The organism is Streptomyces sp. NBC_00250, assembly GCF_036192275.1.
Taxonomy (GTDB): domain Bacteria; phylum Actinomycetota; class Actinomycetes; order Streptomycetales; family Streptomycetaceae; genus Streptomyces.
The window spans coordinates 3,279,186-3,304,439 of record NZ_CP108088.1 but is presented as its reverse complement, the minus strand read 5'-3'; the positions used below and the strand labels follow the sequence as shown (position 1 = coordinate 3,304,439).

General features: G+C 73.0%; 22 protein-coding genes and 2 tRNA genes. 15 read left to right on the top strand and 9 right to left on the bottom strand.

Going from position 1 to position 25,254, the window contains the following annotated elements:
• Nucleotides 1–119: 119 nt before the first annotated feature.
• The 4 genes from OG259_RS14630 to OG259_RS14615 all read left to right on the top strand — a co-directional run bounded on the left by OG259_RS14630 (nucleotide 120) and on the right by OG259_RS14615 (nucleotide 3,392).
• Entirely contained in the window at nucleotides 120–1,229 is a 1,110-nt protein-coding gene (locus OG259_RS14630; protein WP_266896399.1) for an SDR family oxidoreductase, read from the top strand.
• Nucleotides 1,230–1,333: 104 nt separating this feature from the next.
• On the top strand, nucleotides 1,334–1,795 hold the full coding sequence (locus OG259_RS14625) for a molybdenum cofactor biosynthesis protein MoaE (protein WP_328942663.1): 462 nt from the start codon (nucleotides 1,334–1,336) through the stop codon (nucleotides 1,793–1,795).
• Between the two features lie 212 nt (nucleotides 1,796–2,007).
• Nucleotides 2,008–2,238, top strand: coding sequence for a hypothetical protein (locus OG259_RS14620; RefSeq protein ID WP_328942662.1), 231 nt, complete (start codon nucleotides 2,008–2,010; stop codon nucleotides 2,236–2,238).
• Between the two features lie 65 nt (nucleotides 2,239–2,303).
• The gene (locus OG259_RS14615; protein WP_328942661.1) at nucleotides 2,304–3,392 is read left to right on the top strand and encodes a YlbL family protein; all 1,089 of its coding nucleotides are present in this window, start codon (nucleotides 2,304–2,306) and stop codon (nucleotides 3,390–3,392) included.
• A 74-nt stretch (nucleotides 3,393–3,466) separates the two neighbouring features.
• Here OG259_RS14615 and OG259_RS14610 read toward each other — a convergent pair whose 3' ends face one another.
• Nucleotides 3,467–4,018 (bottom strand): PPA1309 family protein, encoded by a 552-nt coding sequence (locus OG259_RS14610; protein WP_266896407.1) that lies wholly within the window; start codon nucleotides 4,016–4,018, stop codon nucleotides 3,467–3,469.
• A 137-nt stretch (nucleotides 4,019–4,155) separates the two neighbouring features.
• Here OG259_RS14610 and OG259_RS14605 point away from each other — a divergent pair, with 137 nt between their 5' ends.
• The 4 genes from OG259_RS14605 to OG259_RS14590 all read left to right on the top strand — a co-directional run bounded on the left by OG259_RS14605 (nucleotide 4,156) and on the right by OG259_RS14590 (nucleotide 9,526).
• Entirely contained in the window at nucleotides 4,156–7,056 is a 2,901-nt protein-coding gene (locus tag OG259_RS14605) for a UPF0182 family membrane protein (protein WP_328947091.1), read from the top strand.
• A gap of 45 nt (nucleotides 7,057–7,101) precedes the next feature.
• A tRNA-Met gene (locus tag OG259_RS14600) sits at nucleotides 7,102–7,175 on the top strand.
• Between the two features lie 204 nt (nucleotides 7,176–7,379).
• Nucleotides 7,380–9,347 (top strand): tetratricopeptide repeat protein, encoded by a 1,968-nt coding sequence (locus tag OG259_RS14595; protein WP_328942660.1) that lies wholly within the window; start codon nucleotides 7,380–7,382, stop codon nucleotides 9,345–9,347.
• Between the two features lie 105 nt (nucleotides 9,348–9,452).
• Nucleotides 9,453–9,526 (top strand) — tRNA-Met (locus tag OG259_RS14590).
• Between the two features lie 118 nt (nucleotides 9,527–9,644).
• Here OG259_RS14590 and OG259_RS14585 read toward each other — a convergent pair.
• Nucleotides 9,645–10,064, bottom strand: coding sequence for a Fur family transcriptional regulator (locus tag OG259_RS14585; RefSeq protein ID WP_328942659.1), 420 nt, complete (start codon nucleotides 10,062–10,064; stop codon nucleotides 9,645–9,647).
• A 127-nt stretch (nucleotides 10,065–10,191) separates the two neighbouring features.
• Between OG259_RS14585 and OG259_RS14580 the strand changes: the two genes are divergently transcribed.
• Complete coding sequence (locus OG259_RS14580) at nucleotides 10,192–11,643, top strand: catalase (protein ID WP_328942658.1); 1,452 nt, start codon at nucleotides 10,192–10,194, stop codon at nucleotides 11,641–11,643.
• A gap of 60 nt (nucleotides 11,644–11,703) precedes the next feature.
• Here OG259_RS14580 and OG259_RS14575 read toward each other — a convergent pair whose 3' ends face one another.
• Nucleotides 11,704–12,090, bottom strand: coding sequence for a CBS domain-containing protein (locus tag OG259_RS14575; protein WP_328942657.1), 387 nt, complete (start codon nucleotides 12,088–12,090; stop codon nucleotides 11,704–11,706).
• Nucleotides 12,091–12,307: 217 nt separating this feature from the next.
• On the opposite strand from OG259_RS14575, the gene OG259_RS14570 reads away from it, so the two are divergent.
• Nucleotides 12,308–12,835, top strand: coding sequence for a hypothetical protein (locus OG259_RS14570; protein WP_328942656.1), 528 nt, complete (start codon nucleotides 12,308–12,310; stop codon nucleotides 12,833–12,835).
• A gap of 87 nt (nucleotides 12,836–12,922) precedes the next feature.
• Here OG259_RS14570 and OG259_RS14565 read toward each other — a convergent pair whose 3' ends face one another.
• On the bottom strand, nucleotides 12,923–14,416 hold the full coding sequence (locus OG259_RS14565) for an AfsR/SARP family transcriptional regulator (RefSeq protein ID WP_328942655.1): 1,494 nt from the start codon (nucleotides 14,414–14,416) through the stop codon (nucleotides 12,923–12,925).
• Nucleotides 14,417–14,552: 136 nt separating this feature from the next.
• Here OG259_RS14565 and OG259_RS14560 point away from each other — a divergent pair, with 136 nt between their 5' ends.
• From OG259_RS14560 to OG259_RS14545, 4 genes are all read left to right on the top strand, one after another.
• On the top strand, nucleotides 14,553–17,603 hold the full coding sequence (locus OG259_RS14560) for an AfsR/SARP family transcriptional regulator (RefSeq protein ID WP_328942654.1): 3,051 nt from the start codon (nucleotides 14,553–14,555) through the stop codon (nucleotides 17,601–17,603).
• Nucleotides 17,604–17,800: 197 nt separating this feature from the next.
• Nucleotides 17,801–18,697 carry a CAP domain-containing protein gene (locus OG259_RS14555; RefSeq protein WP_328942653.1) on the top strand — a complete coding sequence of 299 codons (897 nt, stop codon included), beginning with the start codon at nucleotides 17,801–17,803 and terminating at the stop codon, nucleotides 18,695–18,697.
• Between the two features lie 5 nt (nucleotides 18,698–18,702).
• Nucleotides 18,703–19,569, top strand: coding sequence for a peptidoglycan-binding protein LysM (locus OG259_RS14550; RefSeq protein WP_328942652.1), 867 nt, complete (start codon nucleotides 18,703–18,705; stop codon nucleotides 19,567–19,569).
• 29 nt (nucleotides 19,570–19,598) lie between these two features.
• A complete protein-coding gene (locus OG259_RS14545; protein WP_328942651.1) occupies nucleotides 19,599–20,189 on the top strand; it encodes an RICIN domain-containing protein in 591 nt (196 codons plus the stop codon).
• An 80-nt stretch (nucleotides 20,190–20,269) separates the two neighbouring features.
• Here OG259_RS14545 and hisN read toward each other — a convergent pair whose 3' ends face one another.
• Nucleotides 20,270–21,079 (bottom strand): histidinol-phosphatase, encoded by an 810-nt coding sequence (hisN, locus tag OG259_RS14540; protein ID WP_266896430.1) that lies wholly within the window; start codon nucleotides 21,077–21,079, stop codon nucleotides 20,270–20,272.
• Between the two features lie 123 nt (nucleotides 21,080–21,202).
• Here hisN and OG259_RS14535 point away from each other — a divergent pair, with 123 nt between their 5' ends.
• Nucleotides 21,203–21,856 carry a TetR/AcrR family transcriptional regulator gene (locus tag OG259_RS14535; RefSeq protein WP_328942650.1) on the top strand — a complete coding sequence of 218 codons (654 nt, stop codon included), beginning with the start codon at nucleotides 21,203–21,205 and terminating at the stop codon, nucleotides 21,854–21,856.
• Here the strand turns inward: OG259_RS14535 and OG259_RS14530 are convergent.
• The 4 genes from OG259_RS14530 to OG259_RS14515 all read right to left on the bottom strand — a co-directional run bounded on the left by OG259_RS14530 (nucleotide 21,748) and on the right by OG259_RS14515 (nucleotide 25,230).
• Nucleotides 21,748–22,071 (bottom strand): DMT family transporter, encoded by a 324-nt coding sequence (locus OG259_RS14530; RefSeq protein ID WP_073912172.1) that lies wholly within the window; start codon nucleotides 22,069–22,071, stop codon nucleotides 21,748–21,750. The genes OG259_RS14535 and OG259_RS14530 overlap by 109 nt on opposite strands.
• Before the next feature lie 103 nt (nucleotides 22,072–22,174).
• The gene (gene rsgA / locus OG259_RS14525) at nucleotides 22,175–23,188 is read right to left on the bottom strand and encodes a ribosome small subunit-dependent GTPase A (RefSeq protein WP_328942649.1); all 1,014 of its coding nucleotides are present in this window, start codon (nucleotides 23,186–23,188) and stop codon (nucleotides 22,175–22,177) included.
• A gap of 3 nt (nucleotides 23,189–23,191) precedes the next feature.
• Nucleotides 23,192–24,523, bottom strand: coding sequence for a 3-phosphoshikimate 1-carboxyvinyltransferase (gene aroA / locus OG259_RS14520; protein WP_328942648.1), 1,332 nt, complete (start codon nucleotides 24,521–24,523; stop codon nucleotides 23,192–23,194).
• Nucleotides 24,524–24,543: 20 nt separating this feature from the next.
• On the bottom strand, nucleotides 24,544–25,230 hold the full coding sequence (locus OG259_RS14515; protein WP_328942647.1) for a M50 family metallopeptidase: 687 nt from the start codon (nucleotides 25,228–25,230) through the stop codon (nucleotides 24,544–24,546).
• Nucleotides 25,231–25,254 lie beyond the last annotated feature (24 nt).

Below are 25,254 nucleotides of genomic sequence, written 5' to 3'. Positions count from 1 at the left end.
CATCCGGGCCGGAAATGGGCTCGGTGCTCCGCCGGGCCGTGCCCTGCGGCAGGATGGACGCCACCTGGTCCGTACGCGTCATCCGTGTACGTACTGAAGACAACCGCTGGAGACGCCCGGTGAGTTCCCCAGATCCACAGGTTCGCGGAGCGCGAAACCACTCAACCCGGTCCGCCGTGCGCGGCCCCGTCGTCGCGGTCACCGGCGCCGCTTCCGGCGTCGGTGACCTGCTGACCCGGCGCCTCGCCGCCTCCGAGGAGATCAAGAAGGTCGTCGCCATCGACGAGCGCCGGGGCGAGGTCGCCGAGGCGCAGTGGCACATCCTCGACGTGCGCGACCCGGCCATCGCCGAGAAGCTGCGCGGCGCGGACGTCGTCGTGCACCTGGCCGTCGATCTCGACCTGGAGACCGACCCCGCCGCCCGGACGGCCTACAACGTGCGCGGCACGCAGACCGTGCTGACCGCCGCCGCGGCGGCCGGTGTCCACCGGGTGGTGCTGTGCACCTCCGCGATGGTCTACGGCGCCCTGCCCGACAACGACATCCCGCTCTCCGAGGACGCCGAGCTCAGGGCCACGGCGGAGGCCACCGGCGTCGGCGACATGCTGGAGATCGAGCGCCTCGGCCGCCGGGCCCCGCGCGCGCACCCCGGCCTGAACGTCACCGTCGTCCGCCCGGCCGTCCTCGTCGGCGGTACGGACACGGCGCTGACCCGCTACTTCGAGTCGCCCCGGCTGCTCGTCGTCGCCGGATCCCGGCCCACCTGGCAGTTCTGCCACGTGGAGGACCTGGTCAGCGCCCTGGAGTACGCGGCTCTGGAGAAGGTCGACGGGGAGTTCGCGGTCGGCTGCGAGGGCTGGCTGGAGCAGGAGGAGGTCGAGGAGCTCTCCGGGATCCGGCGCATGGAGCTGCCCTCCGCCGTCGCTCTCGGCGCGGCGGCCCGGCTCCACCGGATCGGGCTCACCCCGTCCCCGGCGGGCGACCTGGCGTACACGATGCACCCGTGGGTGGTGAGCGTCGGTCGGCTGCACGATGCCGGCTGGCGGCCGAAGTGGACGAACGAGGAGGTCCTCGCCGCGCTCCTGGAGGAGGTCGAGGGCCGCCACACGGTCGCCGGCCGCCGTCTGGGCCGCAAGGACGCCACGGCGGCGGGCGCGGCCGGTGCGACGGTGGCGCTGCTCGGCACGGCGGCGCTCGTCCGGCAGATGCGGAAGCGGCGGGGGATCTGACCGGGGAGGCGTGCGGCGGCCTGTAGGACCCTCCTACGGAGGCCGCCGACGACCGGTCGAAACCGCTATTCCGGGATCCCGCGCGCGTGCGGCACCATGGGGCCATGGCACCGACCTTTGGCCACCCCGGCGAGCAGGCCGCCGACGACCCGATCAAGCTCCTCGCGATCCGGGAGACCCCGCTCTCCCTCGACGAGGTCTTCCGGGCGGTCGGGGACGACGCCTCGGGCGGCACGACGCTGTTCGTGGGTACCGTGCGCAACCACGACGGCGGCGCCGACGTCGACGGCCTGGGCTACTCCTGCCACCCCACCGCCGCGGCGGAGCTGCGCCGGGTCGCGGAGAAGGTCGTCGCGAACTACCCGGTCCGCGCGCTGGCCGCCGTGCACCGCGTCGGTGACCTGGTCGTGGGCGACATCGCGGTGATCGTGGCCGTCTCCTGCCCGCACCGCGGCGAGGCCTTCGAGGCCAGCCGCAAGCTCATCGACGACCTCAAGCACGAGGTCCCCATCTGGAAGCACCAGACCTTCTCGGACGGCACAGAGGAGTGGGTGGGAGCTTGCTGACCCTTCACCCCTGGCCGGGGGCCTCCCCGGCCGGAGGCTGGGGGAGGGTGGGCGCTTGCTGAGCCGGCCACCGGTGGTTGCCGGGCCTGCAAGGCGACGCGCCGACAGGGCGTAGCCGAACGCCCGATTTGCGTAACCGGCTCCCAGGCGCCAGCGTTGACCTCACAGATGACACAGTCTGCTGATCAACTCACTGGGGATGGGAGGTCGGGATGGCAGCGCTGGCCTGGTTGCTGATTCCGCTTTTCGCAGTCGTCGGCGCGGCGATATGGGGAAGCTGGGCTTCGAGGAACAAGACCATAGGTGACGTGGCCGAACTCGCCGGTTACGCACGCTTCCGGGACGCGATGGAACGCTCCCACACCACGCCCCACGATTCCGCTCGCGTAGAGCTCGAACCGGCCGCCGCCGCCGGTGGTGTCACCACCTCGCCGTCGAGCTGACGCCCGCCGCCTCGTACGGACCGCCCCAGGGGTGCACCCACAGACGAGTCCCGTACTGTCGTTCCATGCCACGCCGCACCGCGACGATGCTCGCCTCCACCCTGGTCCTGATCTGTCTGCTCATCGCGGGCGTCCTGATCCCGGTGCCGTACGCGGAGATGAGCCCCGGCCCCACGGTCAACACCCTCGGCGAGGCCCGGGGAGAGCCCGTTCTGCACATCTCGGGGCGCAAGACCTACCCGACCGACGGGCACCTCAACATGACGACGGTCCGCGTCACCAGCGCGGACTACAAGATGAACGCCGTCGAGGCCGTCTACGGCTGGCTGGCCCACGACAACGTGGTGGTCCCGCACGACACGCTCTACCCGGACGGCAAGACCGAGGAGGAGTCGAGCCAGGAGAACGCCGAGGAGTTCAGCCAGTCCCAGGAGAGCGCCAAGGTGGCCGCCCTCAAGGAGCTGAACATCCCGGTCGTCTCCCGGGTCGTCGTCGGCTCGGTGATCAAGGGCTCGCCCTCCGAGGGCAAGCTGCACGCCGGCGACGTGATCAAGGCCGTCGACGGGGTGGCGATCACCGCGCAGGCCGATGTCGCCAAGCAGGTCGTGAAGCGCAAGCCCGGCCAGGACGTCGAGTTCACGATCGTCCCCGCCAAGGAGGCGGCCGCGGCCGAGAAGGCGCGCAAGGAGCCGACCGTCACCCGGAAGGTGGTCATCACGACCACCACCTCCGAGGAGGGCGACCGGGCCGTCGTCGGCATCCAGGCCGGCACCGACCACGTCTTCCCGTTCACGATCGACATCAACCTGGCCGATGTCGGCGGCCCCAGCGCCGGTCTGATGTTCGCGCTCGGCATCGTAGACAAGCTCACCCCCGAGAGCCTCACCGGCGGCCGCTTCGTCGCCGGTACCGGCACCATCGACGACGAGGGCAAGGTCGGCCCGATCGGCGGTATCGAGATGAAGCTGGTCGGCGCGCGCAACGCGGGCGCCCAGTACTTCCTCACCCCGGCCGACAACTGTGAGAACGCCGCGAGGGACACGCCGGACGGGCTGACCCTGGTCAAGGTGGACACCATCGACGACGCCACGAAGTCCCTGGAGAAGCTCCGCGCGGGCGACACGAAGTCCCTGCCGAGCTGCTCGAAGGGCTGACCACGCGCGCGTCACGACGAGAGGGGCTCCCGGTCACAGCGACCGGGAGCCCCTTCGTCCGTGAGAGCCGGGTCTCAGGACTCGAAGGTCGCCGCCAGGGCCTCGGCGAGGCCCGGCACCAGGTCGGGGCCGGTCAGGACCTCGGTGGCCGTGTCCTTCTCGCGCAGCCGGATCGCGGCCTCGCGCGCACCGCCGCGCAGCACCGCCACGGTCATCCGTACCTCCTGGCGGTCCGGGTGGGCGGCCACCCACTTGGCGAGCTGCTTCTCGTTGAGGCCCTGCGGGACCTGGGCCTCCGCCGACGGGGGCAGCATGAGCCGCTCCACCGTCATGGCGCAGCCGGCCACGCCCGCGGGCCAGGCGATCGTGCCGAGGAATTCGTCGAGGGGCTTCCCGCGCGGCAGCTTCTCCTGCTCGATCGGGGTGTAGGCGGTGGCATCGTCACCCAGGCCCAGCTGGGAGGCGAGCGCGGGTTCCTTGGCGCGCAGCCGTGCGGTGTCGACCAGGGCGAACAGGCGGGCCGGCTGGTCCCAGCCGAGGCCCGCCGCGTACTCGTCGATCTCGAGCACCGCGCGGGTGAGGGGGCTCGCGGCCATTGCCGGGCCGGAGGGGGAAACGTTGGACATGACCAACATCCTGCCTCCTCTTCCCCTGAACACGGGAACTAGGTAAAGCCTCAGTAAGTTGCATCAGTGGGGCTCTACGATCGCGGGGCCTGCTTTTCAGACGCATCAACATCGAGGGGCGCACGTTGGCTTTCCAGATGCCGGACCGCGGCGGTAGCCCGTCCGGGCCAAGGATGAGAGTCGGCCGGCCGTCCCGGCGGGCCCGAACCCTGCTCATGACACTCGGGGTACTGGCCGTGCTGGCCATGGCGTTCGTGATGTTCGCCGGGTTCTGGACGGACTGGCTCTGGTACCGCTCGGTCAATTACTCGTCCGTGTTCACCACCACGCTCTGGACCAAGATCGGCCTCTTCGCCGTCTTCGGTCTGCTGATGGGGCTCGCCGTCGGCCTGAACATCTGGCTGGCGTACCGATTGCGGCCGCCGCTCAGCGCGATGTCGCTGGAGCAGCAGAGCCTCGACCGGTACCGGATGGGCCTCGCGCCGTTCAAGAAGTGGGTGCTGCTCGCGGTCACCGCCCTGGTGGCGCTGATCGCCGGTGCCTCCGCCTCCGGCCAGTGGCGCACCTGGCTGATGTGGATCAACGGCGTGAAGTTCGGCCAGAAGGACCCGCAGTTCGGGCTCGACGTGTCGTTCTACGCCTTCGACCTGCCCTGGTACCGCTTCCTCCTCGCGTTCGGCTTCGCCGCCGCCGTCCTGTCGCTGATCGCCGCCGCGCTCACGCACTACCTGTACGGCGGGCTGCGGATCACCAGCCCGGGTGCGCGTGCCACCGCCGCGGCCACCGGCCACCTCTCGGTGCTGCTCGGCGTCTTCGTGTCGCTGAAGGCCGTGGCGTACTGGCTCGACCGGTACGGCCTGGCCGTGAAGTCCAGCGACTTCAAGGCCACCGGCAACTGGACGGGTCTGCGGTACGTCGACGCCAACGCCTACCTGCCGGCGAAGACCATCCTCTTCTGCATCGCCGCGATCTGCGCCGTGCTGTTCTTCGCCACGCTCTGGCGCCGCACCTGGCAGCTGCCGGTGATCGGCTTCGGCCTGATGGTGCTCTCCGCGATCCTGATCGGCGGCCTGTACCCGGCCATCGTGCAGAAGTTCCAGGTCCAGCCGAACGAGCAGGCCAAGGAAGCGCCGTACATCCAGAAGAACATCGATGCGACCCGCAAGGCGTACGCGATCGACGGGACGAAGCCCGAGAACTACTCGGGCAAGTCGACGGTGAAGGCCAAGGACCAGCTGCGCACGGACGCCGACTCGGCGGCCAGCTACCGCGTCCTCGACCCGAACATCGTCTCGCCGACGTTCCAGCAGCTGGAGCAGAAGCGGAAGTACTACCAGTTCCCGACGACCCTGGACGTGGACCGGTACGCGGGCAAGGACACCGTCGTCGGTCTCCGTGAGCTCAACATCAAGGGCATCCCGAAGCGGAACTGGATCAACGACCACTTCACCTACACCCACGGCTACGGCGCGATCATGGCCGCGGGCACGCAGACGGACGCCAACGGCTCCCCGGTCTTCACCGAGGCCGGACTGCCGACCACGGGCATGCTCGGCCCGTACCAGCAGAAGATCTACTACGGCGAGAAGACCGATCAGTACTCGATCGTCGGCGGTCCGCAGAAGGAGCTGGACTACGAGGAGAACGGCGAGAAGACCACCAGCTACGAGGGCAAGAGCGGGGTCAACCTCTCCAACACCTTCAACCGCGCCGCGTACGCGGTGGCCTTCAGCGAGCCGCAGATCCTCTACTCGGGGGCCATCGGCGAGGGCTCGCGGATCCTCTACAACCGCACGCCCAAGGAGCGCGTCGAGGCTGTCGCGCCGTGGCTGACCATCGACGGCGACGCCTACCCGGTGGTCGTCGACGGCCGGATCCAGTGGGTCATCGACGCCTACACGACGACCAACGGCTACCCGTACGCCTCGCGCACCACGCTCGGCGACACCACGGCCGACTCGCTGACCGTCGGGAACCAGCAGCGCGCGGTCGTCGCCCAGCAGAACCAGGTCAACTACATCCGCAACTCGGTGAAGGCCACCGTCGACGCCTACGACGGCACGGTGAACCTCTACCAGTGGGACACCCAGGACCCGGTCCTGAAGACCTGGATGAAGGCCTTCCCGGGCACGGTCAAGGGCAAGTCCGAGATCAGCGGCGACCTGATGGCGCACCTGCGGTACCCGCAGGACATGTTCAAGGTCCAGCGCGAGCTGCTGACCCGCTACCACGTCACCGACCCCGCGCAGTTCTACAGCGGCTCGGACGCCTGGCAGGTGCCGGACGACCCGACCAACAAGGACGGCAACGCGGTCCCGCCGTACTACCTGAGCATGAAGATGCCCGGAGACACGGCGCAGCGCTTCTCGCTGACGACGACGTTCACGCCGAACGGACGGCCCAACCTGGGCGGTTTCATGGCGGTCGACGCCGACGCCACCAGCAAGGAGTACGGCAGGCTGAGACTGCTGCGGGTCACCGAGGACGTGCCGGGCCCGGCGCAGGTGCAGAGCAAGCTCAACGGTCTGCCGTCCGTGGCCACCTTCGTCCGGGACATGAAGGGCGCCGACTCCGACATCCAGTACGGAAACCTGCTGACCGTCCCGCTCGACGGCGGATTCCTGTACGTGGAGCCGGTCTACGCCCAGGGACGCAACGCGCTCTACCCGCTCCTGAAGAAGGTCGCGGTGTCGTACGTGGACGCGGACCAGCCGGACGGTGACACGACCAAGGACACCACGGTGTTCGAGGACAACCTCACCAAGGCGCTCAACGCGGTCTTCGGGGTGGAGGCGCCGACCACGCCGCCCACCACACCGACGACCCCGCCGGGCACCACGAACCCGCCGCCGGCTTCGAACGACGCCGCGCTCAAGCAGGCGATCTCCGACGCGCAGAAGGCGTACGACGCGGGCGAGGCGGCGCTGGCGAAGGGCGACTGGGCGGCGTACGGCAAGGCTCAGGAGGACCTCCAGGCGGCTCTCCAGAAGGCGGCCGAGGCCGGGGCGAAGCTCAAGCCGACGGGATCAAGCGGCTGACCTGAGGTTTTCCACCCCGCGACCGTGGTACGGTTGGTTTACCGACGCGGGGTGGAGCAGCTCGGTAGCTCGCTGGGCTCATAACCCAGAGGTCGCAGGTTCAAATCCTGTCCCCGCTACTCAGAGGATGAGGGCCCGGATCCATAAGGATCCGGGCCCTCGTCGTGTGTCGGCGTGCATGGGGGGCCCGAAGAGCGGTAGGGAAGGGGCGAGTTGGCGTGAGTCGTGTTTGACTTGTCTCTCTGTGGGCATGTCGACAAAACGCTGAGTGACCTCACTGGCTGCGGTATACCAGGTGTGCTCGGGTTGCGGGTGGTGCGACGATGGTATTTATGGGGGACAGGGCAACTCTGTTGGAGACAGGGCGGTTTGTGCAGCGGCACGCCAGAAACGCCGCAGACGAGATCATCGAGGCAGTAGGGGCCGTCGATGCGGCCGTCGACACCACCGCCGAGACCGATGCCGAGAACGAGACCGAGACCGAGGCCCGCCACCGGCGCGCCGCCGAGCGCGGCGACCTCGCCTCGATGAGCGCCCTCGGCGCGCTGCTGCTGCGCCGCGGTGACCTCGACGGCGCCGAGCCCTATCTGCGCGGCGCCACCGCCGAAGGCGACCGGGCCGCCGCGAACAACCTCGGGGTCCTGCTGCACCAGCGCGGATACGCCGAGGAAGCAGCCGGCTGGTGGCGGGTCGCCGCCGTCGCCGGTTCCGCTCCCGCCGCCCACGCCCTCGGCCGCTACCACCGCGAGCGCGGCGACGAGCCCGCCGCCGAGTACTGGCTGCGCCAGGCCGCCGAGCAGGGCCACGCCCTCGGCGCGTACGCCCTCGCCGACCTCCTGGAACACCGCAGCGACGTCGGCGCCGAGCGCTGGCTGCGCGCCGCCGCCGAACAGGGCCACCGCGAGGCCGCGTACCGGCTCGCCCTCGCCCTGGAGCGCCGCGGCACCGAGACGACCCGCGGCCCGCACGACACCGGCACCCGGCTCAGGGTGCCCGGCACGGGCGCGATCGTGCCCACCGGCGCCCCGGCGAAGGGCGCCGACCCCGCCGTGCCCGGGCGTCCCGCGGGCGAGCCCGGCGGCGAGCCCACCGAGGCCGAGCAGTGGTTCCGGCAGGCCGCCGCGCGCGGCCACCGGCGGGCCGCGCTCCACCTCGGCGCGATCCTGGAGCACCGGGGCGAGCTCAAGGAGGCCGGCCGCTGGTACCTCAGCTCCGCCAAGGAGGGCGAGGCCAAGGCCGCCTGCGCGCTCGGCTTCCTGCTCCGCGACGCCGGCGACGAGGAGAGCGCCGCCGTGTGGTGGCTGCGCGCCGCCCAGGACGGCGACGGCAACGCGGCCAACGCCCTCGGCGCCCTGCACGCCGCCCGGGGCGAGCAGCAGACCGCCGAGCGCTGGTACCGGGCCGCCATGGACGCGGGCGACGTCAACGGCGCCTACAACCTCGGGCTGCTCTGCGCCGCTCAGGACCGCATCCCGCAGGCCGAGCAGTGGTACCGCCGGGCCGCCTACGCGGGCCACCGCGAGGCCGCCAACGCCCTCGCCGTACTGCTCCTGCAGGCCGGCGACGCCAACGGCGCCGAGCCCTGGTTCTCCAAGGCCGCCGAGGCCGGCAGCGTGGACGCCGCCTTCAACCTGGGCATCCTCCACGCGGGCCGTGACGAGGACCGTACGGCCCTCGTCTGGTACGAGCGGGCCGCGGCCGCCGGGCACACCGAGGCAGCCCTCCAGGTCGGCATCGCCGCCCTCCGGGACGGCGACGAGCGGACCGCCGAGCGGCACCTGCGCTGCGCCGCCGGCGGCGGCAGCGCCGAGGCCGCCTTCCGGCTCGCCTCGGTGCTCGACGCGCGTCGCCCCGACCCCGGCCCGGCCGTCCTCGGCGCGCCCCGGGAGGAGAAGACCGAGTGCGAGGAGTGGTACGAGCGGGCGGCCCAGCAGGGGCACCGGCGTGCCCAGGTGCGGGTCGGCATGCTCGCCGCCGGGCGCGGCGACCTGGCCGAGGCCGACCGCTGGTACCGCGAGGCGGCGGAGGCGGGCAGCCGCAACGGCGCCTTCAACCTCGGGCTGCTCCTCGCCCGCGAGGGCAGCGAGCGCGAGGCCGCCCTGTGGTGGACCCGGGCCGCCCGGGCCGGCCACGGCCGTGCCGCGCTCCGGCTCGCGCTGCTCGCGGCGCGCCGCGGGGAGCTGACCGAGGGGCGCCGCTGGTGCGCCCGCGCGGTGGAGCTGGGCCCGGCGGAGGTCGCCGAGCGGGCGGCCCGGCTGAGCGAGGCACTGCACCAGGAGCTCACGGCCTAGGTCGTGGGCGTCGGGGGCCAGGCGGGACTTTCCGGACCCGGCCCGGGGCTCCGCCCAATGGATTTGCGCTGGTCGAGGGGCGTCCCGTAGAGTCGGGTCTACCGACGCGGGGTGGAGCAGCTCGGTAGCTCGCTGGGCTCATAACCCAGAGGTCGCAGGTTCAAATCCTGTCCCCGCTACTCAGTAGCAACGAAGGCCCGGATCCAGTCACTGGATCCGGGCCTTCGTCGTGCTCGCGACCTCACGAAGAAGGCCCCCACCGAAGCGGGGGCCTTCTTGTGTCGAGCGGAGGTCGCGTCAGGCGGAGGACGCACAGCTCGGGCAGATGCCCCGGTACGTGACCTCGACGTTCGAGATGGTGAAGCCGAAGCGCTCGGTGTCCGGCAGGTCCGCCAGCGGGTCGCCGCCCGGGTGGACGTCGCGGATCGCGCCGCAGCGGCCGCAGACCAGGTGCTGGTGCGGCCGGTGGGCGTTGGGGTCGTAGCGCTTGGCGCGCCCGTCGGTCGCGACCTCGATGACCTCGCCGAGGGTGACCATCTCGCCCAGCGTGTTGTAGACGGTCGCGCGCGAGATCTCGGGGAGTCGCGTCACGGCGCGCGCATGGACCTCGTCGGCGGTCAGGTGCACATGATCACCGTCGAGGACCTCGGCCACGACACGCCGCTGCGCGGTCATCCGCCAGCCGCGTCCGCGCAGTCGTTCAAGCAGGTCACTCATGAGGGCCAGCGTAACAGTCGCACTGCCGGGTTCCCGAACAGGTGTGACTTTGGAAGTCCAATTGACTTAGACATTGTCTATTGTAGGATCGATTACGGCAGCGCAGGACAGGACGCAGGAGGCGCACGTGACGCAGGGACCGCTCACCACAGAGGCCGGCGCGCCGGTCGCCGACAACCAGAACAGCGAGACGGCGGGCATCGGCGGTCCGGTCCTCGTCCAGGACCAGCTCCTGCTGGAGAAGCTCGCCCACTTCAACCGTGAGCGCATCCCGGAGCGCGTGGTCCACGCGCGCGGTGCCGGCGCCTACGGCACCTTCACGCTCACCCGCGACGTCTCGCGGTGGACGCGGGCCGCGTTCCTCTCCGAGGTCGGCAAGGAGACCGAGACCTTCCTGCGCTTCTCGACCGTCGCGGGCAACCTCGGCGCGGCCGACGCCGTGCGCGACCCGCGCGGCTGGGCGCTGAAGTTCTACACCGAGGAGGGCAACTACGACCTCGTCGGCAACAACACCCCGGTGTTCTTCATCAAGGACGCCATCAAGTTCCCCGACTTCATCCACACCCAGAAGCGCGACCCGTACTCGGGCTCGCAGGAGGCGGACAACGTCTGGGACTTCTGGGGCCTCTCCCCGGAGTCGACCCACCAGGTCACCTGGCTCTTCGGCGACCGCGGCATCCCCGCCTCGTACCGCCACATGAACGGCTACGGCTCGCACACGTTCCAGTGGAACAACGAGGCCGGCGAGGTCTTCTGGGTCAAGTACCACTTCAAGACCGACCAGGGCATCAAGAACCTCACCCAGGACGAGGCCAACCGCCTCGCCGGCGAGGACCCCGACTCGCACCAGCGCGATCTGCGCGAGGCCATCGAGCGCGGCGACTTCCCGACCTGGACCGTGCAGGTCCAGATCATGCCCGCGGCCGACGCGGCGGACTACCGCTTCAACCCCTTCGACCTCACCAAGGTGTGGCCGCACGAGGACTACCCGCCGATCGAGATCGGCAAGCTGGAGCTCAACCGCAACCCGGAGAACATCTTCGCCGAGGTCGAGCAGTCGATCTTCTCCCCGGCGCACTTCGTGCCCGGCATCGGCCCGTCCCCGGACAAGATGCTCCAGGGCCGCCTCTTCGCCTACGGCGACGCCCACCGCTACCGCGTCGGCATCAACGCCGACCACCTGCCGGTGAACCGCCCGCACGCCACCGAGGCGCGCACCCACTCCCGTGACGGCTTCCTCTACGACGGCCGCCACAAGGGCGCGAAGAACTACGAACCGAACTCCTTCGGCGGCCCGTTCCAGACGGACCGTCCGCTGTGGCAGTCCGCCCCGGTCACCGGGGGCACGGGCAACCACGCCGCCGCGGTCCACGCCGAGGACGACGACTTCACGCAGGCGGGCGACCTCTACCGTCTGATGTCGGAGGACGAGAAGGGCCGTCTCGTGGGCAACCTGGCGGGCTTCATCGCCAAGGTCTCGCGCGAGGACATCGCCGAGCGCGCGATCGGCAACTTCCGCCGGGCGGACGAAGACTTCGGCAAGCGGCTGGAGGCCGCGATCCAGGCCCTGCGCGGCTGAGGACGCTTGCCGTAGAGAGAGCGGGCCGGATTTCCGTACGGATTCCGGCCCGCTTTCGTGTCATCCCGCGACGCTGTGCAGGGGGATCCAGCAGCGGATGATGTCGCGCACCGAGACGATGCCGACGGGACCCCGGTCGTCGAGGACGACCAGATGGCGGAATCCGCCGTGCGTCATGGCCTCGGCCGCCTCCTCCAGGGTCCAGGTGGGGGCGGCGAAGACGACGTCGTGGGTGGTGTGGGCGTCGGCGGTCTCGTCGTCGGGGTCCTGGTCGCGGGCCAGTGAGTTGAGGATGTCGCGCTCGGTGAGGATGCCGAGTCCGGCGTCCCCGTCCAGGACGACGGCCGCGCCGACGCGACGCGCCGCCATCAGCCGGGCGGCCTGTCGGAGGGTGTGGGCGGGGCCGATGGTGAGGACCACGGTGCTCATGGCGTCACGGACGAGCATGGGCGGAGCCACCTCCTTGGTGAAACGTTCCCGCCTTCAACGAGAAGCGCTTCACAAGTTCACAAGCGGGGGGACTCTCAGAGTGACACCGGGGGAGGGGGCCGACAAGGGGGCGCGCGAGGCGCTCCCGGGGAGTGCGCGTGAGCCGCGTTCATCGTTTGTCTACCGCCGCCGCCGAGGATCGGTGCGCACGCCGAACCGAAGGAAGGCAACGGGGATGAAGACGATCGTGAAGAAGACGCTGCGCGGGGCGGCCGGGGCCGCGGCGGCCGGACTGCTGGCGGTGGCGGGGACGGTGGCCGGATCCGGCACGGCCCAGGCCGCCTACGACCCCGGCACCCAGACCATGTGGGGCGACGAGCCGCTCTACCCCGGCTGGCACGTCAGCACCGGCTACGCGCGGCTCATCATGCAGACCGACGGGAACCTCGTCTTCTACCGGACGAACACACCGGGCGACTGGTCGAACGCCACGCCCCTCTGGCACACCGACACCGTCGGCTGCGGCCACAAGGCCGTCATGCAGAGCGACGGCCGGCTCGTGGTGCGCGGCGCGGACGGCCGCGAGTGCGCCTCACGGGGCCGCGACAAGGGGGGCTCCGCCTACGCCTGCCTCCAGGTCGGGGACGGCCCGGGCGGCCTCCACATCTGGTACACCAACACCCGGTGCGGCACGTTCAACGCCCTCACGGCGCGGACGCTGAGCTCGACGACCGAGGACAGGATCCTCTCCGACCTGTACTGACCCGTTCCTGCCCCCATCCCCCTCCACACGTGGCCCCGGCCCGGACCCCCTTCCGGCCGGGGCCACCGCACGTCCCCGCCCGGTGGCTCAGCCCGAGAGACGGCCCACCAGATCGGCCACCGACCACTGCGGGCGGGCCGCGAGCCGCGCCGCCGCCGATCGCAGCCGGGCCGGCAGCCGGCCGCACAGCTCGGCCAGTTCCCGGGCCGCGGCGGCCTCTCGACGGATCCGGTCCGGGCCCACGATCCGGGCGAGGAGTTCGTACGCGTCGTCCGGATCGAGCGGTCCGACCGGCAGTCGTACGGCCCCTGGTCCCGTTGCCGCCTTCGCCGCCGCTTCCACCCCCGCTGCCGACGCCGCCTCCGCTCCGACCCCCGCTGCCGACGCCGCCTCCGCCTCCGCCTCCGTGAGCAGGGCGGCGCACCCCGCCCCGCCGGGCAGCAGCGGCCCCGGCTCCCGTACTCCGTCGAGCAGCACCAGGACCCGACGGCCCGCGAGCGCCGCCCGGTAACGGGCCGCCAGCTCGCCCTCGCCCGTGCCCTCCGGAGGCCGCTCGCCCAGCGCCCGCAGGAACCCGGCCAGAACCTCCCGTACGGCTCCGGGGGCATCACCCCGCGCGTACAACTGACCGTCCGGGAACGCGTCCCGCACCCGGTGCGCCAGATGTACCGCGAGCGTCGAAGCACCCGCCCCGTACGGCCCCGAGAGCACGACCACCGGGCCGCCCCCCTGCCCGCCGCCGGACCGCAGCAGCCCCTCCGCCTCACGCACCTGCGCCCCGCGCCCCACCAGGTCCGGGATGTCCGGCGGCAGCTGGCACGGACGCGGCACGGCGAGCCCCGGACCGTCACGCCGGATCCGCTCGTACAGGCCGGTCAGCGCCCCGCCCGGATCCAGCCCGAGCCGCCGGTCCAGCCGCTCGCGCAAGGCCTCGAACAGCGCCAGCGCCTCCTCGCGCCGGCCGCACCGGTACAGCGCGAGCAGACACAGCCGGTGCGCCTCCTCGTCCTCCGGGCGCGCCGCCGTCAGCTCGCGCAGCGCCACGAGGACATCGGCGTGCCGACCGAGCGACAGCTCCGCCTCGTACGACGCCATGACCGCCGCGTGACGCGAGGCCGCGAGCCGCTCCCGGGTGCGTGCCGCGAGCGGCCCCGGCACCCCGTCGAGCGCGGTACCGGACCACCGGCCCAGGGCGCGCGCGAGGAGTTCCCGCGCCTCCTCGGGGGCGTCGCGCAACCGGGCGACGGCGCGGCCCGCCTCCTTCTCGTACCGGAAGACGTCCACCGCCTCGCGGGCGACGGCGAGCCGGTAGCCGCCCGGCCCGGCGACCAGGACGCCCGGACGGTCCAGCGCCCGCCGCAGCCGGTGGGCGTGCGTGCCGATCTGACCGACCGGGTCCTTGGGCCAGTCCTCCTCGTCCTCGCCCCACAGCGCCGTGATCAGCCGCTGCGTGGGCACCAGCTCTCCGGGCGCGAGCAGCAGGGCGCACAGCACCGCTCGCTGCTGCGGGCGGCCGAGCGCGCGTTCCCGCCCGTCGAGCCATGCGCGCGGTGGGCCGAGAACGGCGAACTCAAGTCCCATGACACCCCCTGAGCCATGAGTACTTCGCGGTTGACGTGGCGCATCATAGGCCGCCGGGACGCGCCGCCCGGAGGGGTTGCGGACCGTCGGCGCGCCGCGCCGACCAGCGGAAACAAGAGGAAAGACGGGGGTCACGGTGGACACGGGGGACACGGGAAAGCTGCGGTTCGCGCTGCTCGGGCCGCTGCGCGCCTGGTACGGGGACGCGGAGCTCGCCCTCGGCCGGCCACAGCAGCGGGCCCTGCTCGCGGTGCTGCTCGACGCGTCCGGGCGGACGGTCGCACACGGCGTCCTCGCGGAGGGGATCTGGGGCGAGGGTGCCGCTCCCGCCGACCCGCGCAAGGCGCTCCAGCTGCTCGTCCACCGGCTGCGGTCCGCGTTCCGGCCGCACCTGGCCGATTCGCCGATCGTCCGGGTCGGGGACGGGTACGCCCTACGGGCCCCGGACGCGTGGGTCGACACGACCGAATGGCGGCGGCTGGTCGCGGAGGCGCACGCCGGAGCGGCACCGGCCCGGGTACGGGAAGTGCTGCGCGCCGCGCACCGACTGTGGGCCGGCGAACCGCTCGCCGGCCTGCCCGGACCCCACGCGGAGGCGGTCCGCGCCCGCCTCGCCGACGAACGGCTCAGCGCCCTGGAGCAGCGGCTCGAACTCGACGCCGAGCTCGGCGACCGCCCCGACCTCACCGCCGAGGCCGCCGCCCTCTGCCTGGAACACCCGCACCGCCCCCGCCTCGTCGCCGTCCACATGCGCGCCCTCCACCGCGCAGGCCGCACGGCGGAAGCCCTGGCCGTCTACGAGGACGCCCGCGCGTCCATCCCAACGGAGGCGCTGTCCGGCCCGGCCGACACGAACGTCCCGGGCCACCGCTCCGTCCCGACCGGGCGACCCGCCCCCGGCGCCCGCTCCGGTCCGAACAGCGGCCCCGGCCCGGCCGGCCCCGCGCCCGATTCGCCCGCCGGACTTCAGCTGCGGATCCTGCGCGGCGATCCGACCCTGCTCGGCGGACCGGCGGACGGGCCCGCCGAGGAGGACACGCCTGTGTGGCGCGCCCCCGGACAACTGCCCGCCGGACTCGCCGACTTCACCGGCCGCGGGGACGCCGTCGACGCGCTCGCGGAGCAGCTGGGGGCGGGTGGCAGGGCCGTCGTGGTGTCCGCGCTCGACGGCATGGGCGGGGTCGGAAAGACCACGCTCGCCGTGCACGCGGCCCGCCGGGCGGCCGACCGCTTCCCCGACGGGCAGCTCTTCGCCGACCTGCGCGGCGCCGACCGCACCCCGCGTGAACCGGCCGCCGTCCTCGCCGAGTTCCTGCGCGCCCTCGGGGTGGCCGCCGAGGACGTACCGCCCGGCACGGCCGAACGCTCCGCCTGCTATCGCTCCGTGCTCACCGGCCGCCGGGTCCTCGTCGTCCTCGACAACGCCGCGGCACCCGAGCAGGTCGAGCCGCTCCTGCCCGGCTCCGCCGACTGCGCGGTCCTCGTCACCAGCCGCATCCGCCTGCCGGGCCTGGCGGGCGCCCACCACCTGCGGGTCGACCCGCTCCCGGCCGACGAGGCCGCCGAACTGTTCACCCGGATCGCGGGCCCCGACCGGGTCGCGGCCGAGCCGGGCCTCGTCGAGGAGATCGTCGCCGCCTGCGGGCGCCTGCCGCTCGCCGTACGGATCGCCGCCTCCCGCGTCGCAGCCAACCCCGGGACCGGCCTCGCCGCGCTGGCCGAGGGACTGCGGGACGAACGGCGGCTCGCCGCCCTCGACGACGGGGAGCGCGCCGTCGAGGCCACCTTCGCGCTCTCGTACCACCGCCTCACGCCGGAGGCGGCCCGCGCCTTCCGGCTCCTCTCGCTGCCCGAGGCGCCCGACGTCGCCCTGCCCTGCGCCGCAGCCCTCCTCGACCGCTCGGAGGAGGAGGCCGACGAACTCCTCGAAGGGCTCGTGGACCTCAACCTGCTGCACTCGCCGGGCTTCGGCCGGTACGGCTACCACGACCTGGTCCGCGCCTACGCGCGCGACCGGCTCGCCGAGGAGGAATGCGGCACGGAGCGGAGCGCCGCGGCCGCGAGGCTGCTCGACTTCTGTCTGGCCACCGCACGGCACGCCGACACCGCCGCCCGATCCGTCGACCCGGTCGAACGGAGCCTGCTCGACACACCGGTGACCCTGCCCGGCCGCCCGCTCGCCACCGGCGCCGACGCCGTCCGCTGGATGCGCGACCAGGCCCCGGTGCACGCCGCCGCCGTCGCCCTCGCCTGCACGGACCCGGCCCTGCCGCTCGCCCAGGCCGCCGAACTCGTCGACAAGATGGGTTCGGTCCTCTTCGAACGGACCCAGACGACCGTCATCGCCGGCCTCGCCGAGCGGATCGCCGGGGCGGCCGCGAGCCGCGGCGACCGCGCACCCCAGGCCCTCGCCCGCTATGTGCGCGGCACCATGCTCTGGCACGTCAACCGCTACGAGGAGTCCCGGACCGAGATCACCCGCGCGGTGGCGCTGTGCGAGGCCCTCGCCCAGGACCCGGACCCCACGGCCGGGCCGGCCGCCCGCGTCCGGGCCAAGGCGCTGCTCACGCTCGCCGGGAACGCGCGCGTGCACGGGCGGCACGCGGAGGCAGCCGGGCATGCCGGGCGGGCCGCCGAGGTGTTCCGGGGCCTCGGGGCCGAGCGGGCCCAGGGCAGCGCCCTGGGGGAGTTCGCCTTCAACGCCGCGCACACCGGGCGCCTGACCGAGGCCCGGCAGGCCGCCGAGCGCGGGGCGCGGCTGATGAGCGGGACCGGGCCGGTGTCCGCCGCCACCGGGCGCTACTACCTGGCGCGGGTGCTGCGGCTGTGCGGGGACCCGGAGGGCGCGCTCGTCCAGGCGACCGGGGCCCGGGAGGAGTTCGCCCGGCTCCAGGTCACGGTGTTCGAGGCGGCGGCGGGCGACCTCGCCGCCCGGATCCACGCGGAGTGCGGCCGGGCCACGCTGGCCGCGGAGGCCGCCGAGGAGGCGCTGCCGCTCGCCCGGAAGACCAGCGTGGCCCTGGAGGCGGCCCTGCTGCGGACCCTCGGCTCGGCGCTCGTCTCCCTCGGCAGGCCCAGCCGGGCCCGCGCCTGCCTCCAGGACGCGGCGGAGCTGTACGCACGGCTCGGCATCGCCGACGAGGAGCAGGTCGTACGAGCGCTGCTGGACACCCTGCCCGCGCCGTGAGTCGCACGGGTTGTCGTGCCCGTGCCGTGAGGTGCAAGGGCGTCCTGCCCGCGCCGTGAATCGCCCAGGCACCCTGCTGTGCCGCTCACGGCGCACGCCGGGCGAGCGCCCCGCGCTACGCGCGTTGACCGGATGTCTACCGGTGTCGGTGAACGTACTCCCCGTCAGGTCACCGACACGACTGGAGAGATCACGACATGACGACGCAGCCGCAGAACGGGCAGGTGTGGACGCTCCTCGCGGGCAACGGCCTCGCCGCCGACGTCAACGCGAGCCAGACCGGCAACGGCAACCGGATCCAGGGCTGGGCGCCCAATGGCAGCGCCGCCCAGGGCTGGGTCTTCTGGGCCAAGCCGAACAACACCTTCCTCCTGGAGACCAGGCTCACCCACAACGCCCACGCCCCCGGCCAGGGGATGGTGATGGACTACGACTACTCGCACTTCACCACCCACCTGTTCCAGGAGCACGGCCAGGCCAACCAGCTCTGGCATCTGGAGGACGGGGGCGACGGGCGGGTGCTGCTGCGCAGCGCCCGCCCCGACGAGGGCCCCGCCTACCTCACCGCCGACGCGCAGGGCGCCGCGCTCGGTGTTTGGCGGCGCGACCCCGCCAACCAGGGCCAGGTCTGGCGGCTCGCCCCGGCGGGCAGCACCGGCGGCGGCCAGGGCGGCGGCGCCCAGCCGCAGCCGCAGCCGCAGCCCGCGCCGGCCGGTGTGCACGGCGAGATGCTGGCCATGGTCAACGAGGAGCGCCGCCGCGCCGGAGTCCCGGCCATGCGGCTCGACGACCGGCTCTCCTCCGCCGCGCAGCGTCACGCCGACGACATGGCGCGCAACGACCTCACCCAGCACAACGGCACCGACGGGTCCGACTTCAGCCGTCGCATCAGCGACGCCGGCTTCCCCGGCAACACCGCCCGCGCCGAGAACGTCACCCCGTCCAACAGCGTCCCCGAGGCCATGCGGATGTGGATGGACAGCCCCGGCCACCGCAGCAACATCCTCAACGGCGCCTACCGCAACCTCGGTGTCGGATACGCGCCGCGGCAGCGCGGCAACTGGGGCCGCTTCGTGCAGACCTTCGGGAGCTGAACCCGATGGGAACGACATGGATCCCCGGCGCCGTACGCATCGGCGACAGCGCCATCGGCGGCCCCATGGACAGCCCCGAACTGCCGCCCCGGGTCGTCTGGCACACCACCGAGAGCGGTGCGGGGAACGCGGCCTTCGACTCCGTCGGCGCGTACCTGATCCGGCAGGGCAGCGAACCCCACCTCCTGTACGACCCCACCACCGACCGGCTCGGCCAGTTCGGGCCGCTCGACCGCAGCGCCCGCGCGCTGCGCAACGACGGGGACACCCGGACCAACCGGACCGGCCGGGTCTGCGTGCAGATCGAGGTCCTGGCCCGCGCCGCGACCCCGTTCACCGGCTACTGGAAGCCGGGCCCGAACTTCCGCGCGCTCATGGCGGCCGCCCGCTCCTGGGGCGTGCCCGACGTCTGGGCCGGCCGGGAGCGGTCCCGTACCGACTGGCGGGGGAAGGGAGGCCACTTCGGCCACGCCCACGTCCCCGGCAACGACCACTGGGATCCGGGGAACATCGACCCGGCCCGGCTCTTCGCCGCCGCCGGCGGGTCCATCGCACCGGCACCGGCGTCCCGCCAGCACCTGCGGTCCGTGGTCAGCCTGGCCCGGGTGCTCGCGGCGGCCCGCACAGACCCGGCGGCCGCCCAGGGCGCGGCGGCGCACCGCGCCGACGCGCTGCCCGTCGAGAAGGCGCTCGCCGCCGAGGGGCTGCTGCGCGCCGAATGGGCGGACGGCTCCTTCGGTACCAGGACCGTCACCGCGTACGCCGCCTGGCAGCGCCGCTGCGGCTACACCGGCGCGGACGCGGACGGCGTGCCCGGCCGCACCACCCTGGAACGGCTCGGCAGGGCGCACGGCTTCCAGGTCACCGCATGACCCCCACCCCGCATCAAGAGAGGACGAGCATGACCACCACGAGCATGACCACCACGAGCATTTCCGCCATCCGATCCTTCGTCGCCGGACTCGGCGTCGCCGTGACCGTCGCGGGGGCGGCCCTGGCGACCGCCCCGACCGCGGGCGCCGCCACCACCGACGACTGCGGGATGTTCCCGCCGGGGCTGCACGCCACCACGGAGGTCGCCACCTATCGGGGCGGCGCCCTCGACCTGCCGTCGAACAACGAGGCCAACGGGCAGCGCGTCGGCACCTGGACGCCCAACGCCTCCGAGGCGCAGACCTGGGCGGTGTGGAGCTACTGCGACGGCACCAGTGCCATCAGCCACGGCGGCGACGGCAAGGTGCTCGACGTCGACCGTGCCACCGGCATCCCGCAGATCTGGGACACGCCCGGAGGCTGGACGGGCCTCAACGACCCGTACGGCAGCGGGATCCCCGCCAACCAGAAGTGGCGGCTGACCGACGGCGGCAACGGCTGGCGGATGGCGAAGAACGTGGCCACCGGCCAGTGCCTGAAGTCCAACGGCGTCGGCTACCTCGACACCATGGCGTCGTGCGACCCGAACGACGCCGGCCAGTGGTGGAAGCTCGGCTGACACCCGGGGCCGGGCTGACGCCCGGGCCGGGCTGACGCCGGGGCCCGGCCGACGCCCGGCCGGCCCGGCGAGGGGGTCGCTCAGCCCTCCGCGTTCTCCTGGTTCAGGTAGCTGAGCAGCTCCCCGTGGAGCAGCCCGTTCGAGGCCGCCGCGTTCCCGCTGTGCGGGCCGTGGCGGCCGTCGAGCCCGGTGTACGTACCGCCGGCCTCCTGGACGACGACCGCCACCGCCGCCATGTCCCACAGCGACAGCTCCGGCTCCGCGCAGATGTCCACGGAACCCTCCGCGACCATCATGTACGGCCAGAAGTCGCCGTACGCCCGGGTCCGCCAGCACGCGCGCGTGAGGTCGAGGAAGCCGTCGAGGCGGCCCTGCTCCTCCCAGCCGCTCAGCGAGGAGTACGCGAAGGAGGCGTCCTCCAGGGAGGCGACCTTCGAGACGCCGATCCGGGTCGCCGAGGCGAGGCTGCGCCCGGTGTACGCGCCGAGGCCCTTCGCCGCCCACCAGCGCCGGCCGAGCGCCGGGGCCGACACCACGCCCACCACCGGCTGGAACCCGGTCTCCCCGGCCTCCATCAGCGAGATCAGGGTCGCCCAGACGGGAACCCCGCGCACGTAGTTCTTGGTGCCGTCGATCGGGTCGATCACCCAGCGGCGCGGGCCCGAGCCCTCCACGCCGTACTCCTCGCCGAGGATCGCGTCGCGCGGCCTGGCCCGCTTGAGCTGTCCGCGGATCAGCTCCTCGGCGGCCTTGTCGGCCTCGCTCACCGGGGTCATGTCCGGCTTCGTCTCGACCTTGAGGTCGAGCGCCTGGAATCGGTCCATGGTGGCCGCGTCGGCGGCATCCGCGAGGACATGGGCGAGACGCAGATCATCGTGGTAATCGGCCATGACCGGCACTCTATCTCCGTGTGATCCCTGGACGGGGAACCGTCCACCGGGGGCCCTTGACAGTGCCTGGACGCCTGCCGACGCTGAGCACGGAAACGATTCGCTCGGTCCAGGAGGCCGCCGATGCCGACTGCCCGCGAGGCCCTGCTCGACGCCGCGCTCGCCGCGCTCGCGCACCGGCCCTGGCCCGCCGTGCGCATGGCCGACCTGGCCGCGGCCGCCCGGGTCTCCCGGCAGACCCTCTACAACGAGTTCGGCAGCAAGGAGGGCCTTGCCCGCGCCCTGGTTCGCAGGGAGGCCGACACCTATCTCCAGGGGGTACGGCGGCTGCTCGCCGCCCCGGCCCCGCCCGAACGGAACCTTGCCGTCGTCGCCGAGTGGATCGTGATCCGGGCCGCAGCCCGGCCCGTGCTGCGGGCTCTGCTCACCGGCGCCTGGGACGAGCGGCTGCCCGCGCCCCGGCCCGCCAGACCCGGCGCGCGCCCCGCGGCCGTGCCCGCCCAGCGGCGCGCCGACGAGGGTCCGCCCGCGCCGGGCGAGTTGGTGGCGGCGACCGCGGCCTGCGCGGGCGAGCGCTGGGCGGCCGGCTGCGAACTCGCCGTACGCCTCGCCCTCAGCCATGTCGTGGCGCCCGTGATCCCCTCCGCGGAGGGCCGGCGGGCGGACGGTCAGTGCGCGGAGCCGGACAGCTGGAGCCCGATCACCCCGATGATGACCAGGCTGATCGAGATGAGCTTGAGCGTGGAGACCACGTCGCCGAGGAAGATCATTCCGTAGATCGCCGTCCCGGCCGCCCCGATCCCGGTCCACACCGCGTACGCGGGACCCACGTCGAGCTTGCGCAGGGCGAGCGTGAGGAGACCGAAGCTGCCCAGGGCGAAGGCCGCGAACGCGACCGTCGGCCACAGCCGGGTGAACCCGTGCGAGAGCTTGAGGCAGACCGCGAAGCCCGTCTCCAGGAAGCCCGCCACCACCACCAGCAGCCACGCCATCGTCAGTGCCTCCCACGCCGTCGGTGACTGCTTCGTCGCACTTGGTGCGATTATGCACTTGCCGGTCGGGGTCGTCCCTAAACGCGGACGCGACGCGGAAGGATCAGTCGCCCTCGCGTCGCTCCCGCGTCGCCAGCAGTCGCCGCAGCGAGACCAGCCGCGCCGGATCGGCGTGCCCGTCCGTCACCCACGCGTCGAGCGCGCAGTCCGGCTCGTCGTGGCTGCACGCGCGCGGGCAGTTCTCCGTGCCCGGCACGAGATCGGGGAAGGCGAGGATCACCCGGGACGGGTCGACGTGGTGCAGACCGAAGGAGCGCACGCCCGGGGTGTCGATGACCCAGCCGCCCTCCTTGTCGTTCAGCGGCAGGGCGAGCGCGGAGGTGGTGGTGTGCCGGCCGCGGCCCGTGACCGCGTTGACGACACCCGTGGTCCGCCGTCGCTCCGGCGGCACCAGGGCGTTGACCAGCGTCGTCTTTCCGACACCGGAGTGCCCGACGAACGCGGTCGTCCGGCCCTTGAGGTGCTCGTGGACCCGCTCGGCCGCGACCCCGTCCACGAACTCGTCGCGGGTGGTCACCACGTACGGCACGCCCAGCGCGCCGTACATGTCCAACAGGGTGTCCGGCGACGCCAGGTCCGACTTGGTGAGGACGAGCAGCGGGGTGAGGCCGCCGTCGTACGCGGCGACCAGACAGCGGTCGATCAGCCGGGGGCGCGGCTCGGGGTCGGCGAGCGCGGTGACGATCGCCAGCTGGTCGGCGTTGGCGACGACCACCCGCTCGTACGGGTCGTCGTCGTCGGCCGTGCGGCGCAGCACGGAGCTGCGCTCGCTGATCCGCACGATCCGGGCGAGGGTGTCCTTCTCTCCGGACAGGTCGCCGACGAGCGAGACCCGGTCGCCGACCACGGCGGCCTTGCGGCCCAGTTCGCGCGCCTTCATCGCGGTCACCGCCCGGTCGTCGACCAGAACGGTCAGCCGCCCGCGGTCGACGGTGAGGACCATGCCCTCGACGGCGTCCTCGTGCTTGGGCCGGATGGTGGTCCGGGGACGGGTGCCCTTGCGGTTGGGCCGCTGGCGGATGTCGTCCTCGTCGGTGTGCTTGCCGTAACGCCGCATGACTCAGGCCCCGAGCATTTCGGTCCACATCCTCGGGAAGTCGGGCAAGGTCTTCGCCGTCGTGGCCACGTCCTCGATCTCCACGCCCTCGACCGCGAGGCCGATGATCGCGCCCGCCGTCGCCATGCGGTGGTCGTGGTACGTGTGGAAGACGCCGCCGTGCAGCGGGCGCGGGCGGATGTGGAGACCGTCCTCGGTCTCGGTCACGTCGCCGCCCAGCTCGTTGATCTCCTTGGTGAGCGCCGCGAGCCGGTCGGTCTCGTGGAGCCGCAGATGGGCGACCCCGCGCAGGGTGGACGGGGAGTCCGCGAGGGCCGCGACCGCCGCGATGCCGGGGGTCAGCTCGCCGACCTCGCCGAGGTCCACGTCGATGCCGTGGATCCGGCCCGTACCGGTGAAGGTCAGACCCTCCTCGGTCAGCTCGTAGGTGCCACCCATTTCGGTGAAGATCTCCCGCAGCGCGTCACCGGGCTGGGTGGTTCGCGCGGGCCAGTCCGGGACCGTCACCCGGCCGCCGGTGATCAGGGCGGCCGCCAGGAACGGCTGCGCGTTCGACAGGTCGGGCTCGACGACCAGGTCACGGCCGCGCAGCGCGGACGGGGCCACCCGCCACACGTTCGGGGCGCCGCCGTGCTCCGGCTCGTCGACCTGGGCGCCGACCGCGCGCAGCATGTCGACCGTCATCCGGATGTGCGGCAGCGACGGCAGCCGCGAGCCCACGTGCCGTACCTCCACGCCCTGGTTGAACCGGGGCGCGGAGAGCAGCAGGGCGCTGACGAACTGGGAGGACGAGGAGGCGTCGATCTCGACCGTGCCGCCGTCCAGCCCACCGGCGCCGTGCACGGTCATGGGCAGCGCGCCGCGGCTCTCGTCGTCGATGCGGGCGCCGAGGGCGCGCAGCGCGTCGATCACGCCGTGCAGCGGGCGCTCGTGGGAGCGGGGGTCGCCGTCGAAGCGCACCGGGCCGTCGGCGAGCGCCGCGACCGGGGGCAGGAAGCGCATCACCGTGCCGGCGTTGCCGACGTCGACGGTCGCGGGGCCGCGCAGCGGCGAGGGGATGATCCGCCAGGCCTCGCCGGAGCCGTCCGGGCCCACGCCCTCCTCGATCTTCACGCCGAGGGTACGGAGCGCCTCGGCCATCAGGAGGGTGTCGCGGGAGCGCAGCGGGCGGCGCAGCCAGCCCGGCTCGGACGCCAGCGCGGCGAGGACCAGGGCGCGGTTGGTGACCGACTTCGATCCGGGCACGGTGACGGTCGCGTCGACGGCGCCGCGGGCATACGGGGCGGGCCAGAGGTCGGTGGGCGGGTCGGTGTGCGCGGAGGTGGCTGCGGTCATGGACTCACTGTACGGGGGAGTCAGAAGCCCAGGAGCCAGCGCCCGCCGCCGATCAGGGACGAGATCGCGACCGCGTGGAAGAAGAACAGCCACACCCCGGCGGGCACGTGGGTGAGCCGCGAGAGCTGGTCGGCGTCCGAGTCGGGGGCGCCGCCGTGGCGCCGTTTCGCCTGCAGCTCGAAGGCCGGGCGGACGCCGCCGAGCAGCAGGAACCAGACCACGGCGTACGCGAAGGTCGACTGGACCTCGGGGCCGGTCAGCAGGGAGACGAGGAGGAAGGCCGCGCCCGTCAGGAGGACGGTGAGGATCCCGTACGCGTTGCGGACCATCACCAGCACGGCGAGCAGCAGGGCGGTCGCGGCCCAGAGGAGCAGGGTGACCCGGTGGGTGCCGAGCAGGGCGGCGCCGCCGAGGCCGAGCAGCGGGGCGGCGGGGTATCCGGCGGCCAGGGTGAGGACCACGCCGACGCCGGTCGGCCGGCCCCGGCTCACGGTCAGTCCGCTGGTGTCCGAGTGCAGCCGGATCGCTTCGAGGCGGCGGCCGGTGGCGAGGGCCACCAGTCCGTGGCCGCCCTCGTGGGCGATGGTGATCGCGTTGCGGGCCGGCAGCCAGAGGGTGCGGAACACGACCAGGCTCAGGGCGCACGCGGCGGTGAGGTAGACGATCCACTCTTCCGGAGCCGGCTGGGTGCCGAGGATCTCGGTCATTTCGCGGACGGCTCCTCGGTCGTG

What these genes read in the sequence shown, in the direction of transcription:
- OG259_RS14605 (WP_328947091.1), top strand. Translation starts at nt 4,156, where the DNA reads ATGCCGGACCGCGGCGGTAGCCCGTCCGGGCCAAGGATGAGAGTCGGC.
- OG259_RS14550 (WP_328942652.1), top strand. Translation starts at nt 18,703, where the DNA reads ATGGGAACGACATGGATCCCCGGCGCCGTACGCATCGGCGACAGCGCC.
- OG259_RS14585 (WP_328942659.1), bottom strand. Translation starts at nt 10,064, where the DNA reads ATGAGTGACCTGCTTGAACGACTGCGCGGACGCGGCTGGCGGATGACC.
- OG259_RS14610 (WP_266896407.1), bottom strand. Translation starts at nt 4,018, where the DNA reads ATGTCCAACGTTTCCCCCTCCGGCCCGGCAATGGCCGCGAGCCCCCTC.
- OG259_RS14625 (WP_328942663.1), top strand. Translation starts at nt 1,334, where the DNA reads ATGGCACCGACCTTTGGCCACCCCGGCGAGCAGGCCGCCGACGACCCG.
- rsgA (WP_328942649.1), bottom strand. Translation starts at nt 23,188, where the DNA reads ATGCGGCGTTACGGCAAGCACACCGACGAGGACGACATCCGCCAGCGG.
- OG259_RS14620 (WP_328942662.1), top strand. Translation starts at nt 2,008, where the DNA reads ATGGCAGCGCTGGCCTGGTTGCTGATTCCGCTTTTCGCAGTCGTCGGC.
- OG259_RS14555 (WP_328942653.1), top strand. Translation starts at nt 17,801, where the DNA reads ATGACGACGCAGCCGCAGAACGGGCAGGTGTGGACGCTCCTCGCGGGC.
- hisN (WP_266896430.1), bottom strand. Translation starts at nt 21,079, where the DNA reads ATGGCCGATTACCACGATGATCTGCGTCTCGCCCATGTCCTCGCGGAT.
- OG259_RS14595 (WP_328942660.1), top strand. Translation starts at nt 7,380, where the DNA reads ATGGTATTTATGGGGGACAGGGCAACTCTGTTGGAGACAGGGCGGTTT.
- OG259_RS14570 (WP_328942656.1), top strand. Translation starts at nt 12,308, where the DNA reads ATGAAGACGATCGTGAAGAAGACGCTGCGCGGGGCGGCCGGGGCCGCG.
- OG259_RS14535 (WP_328942650.1), top strand. Translation starts at nt 21,203, where the DNA reads ATGCCGACTGCCCGCGAGGCCCTGCTCGACGCCGCGCTCGCCGCGCTC.
- OG259_RS14615 (WP_328942661.1), top strand. Translation starts at nt 2,304, where the DNA reads ATGCCACGCCGCACCGCGACGATGCTCGCCTCCACCCTGGTCCTGATC.
- OG259_RS14545 (WP_328942651.1), top strand. Translation starts at nt 19,599, where the DNA reads ATGACCACCACGAGCATGACCACCACGAGCATTTCCGCCATCCGATCC.
- OG259_RS14515 (WP_328942647.1), bottom strand. Translation starts at nt 25,230, where the DNA reads ATGACCGAGATCCTCGGCACCCAGCCGGCTCCGGAAGAGTGGATCGTC.
- OG259_RS14565 (WP_328942655.1), bottom strand. Translation starts at nt 14,416, where the DNA reads ATGGGACTTGAGTTCGCCGTTCTCGGCCCACCGCGCGCATGGCTCGAC.
- OG259_RS14575 (WP_328942657.1), bottom strand. Translation starts at nt 12,090, where the DNA reads ATGCTCGTCCGTGACGCCATGAGCACCGTGGTCCTCACCATCGGCCCC.
- aroA (WP_328942648.1), bottom strand. Translation starts at nt 24,523, where the DNA reads ATGACCGCAGCCACCTCCGCGCACACCGACCCGCCCACCGACCTCTGG.
- OG259_RS14530 (WP_073912172.1), bottom strand. Translation starts at nt 22,071, where the DNA reads ATGGCGTGGCTGCTGGTGGTGGTGGCGGGCTTCCTGGAGACGGGCTTC.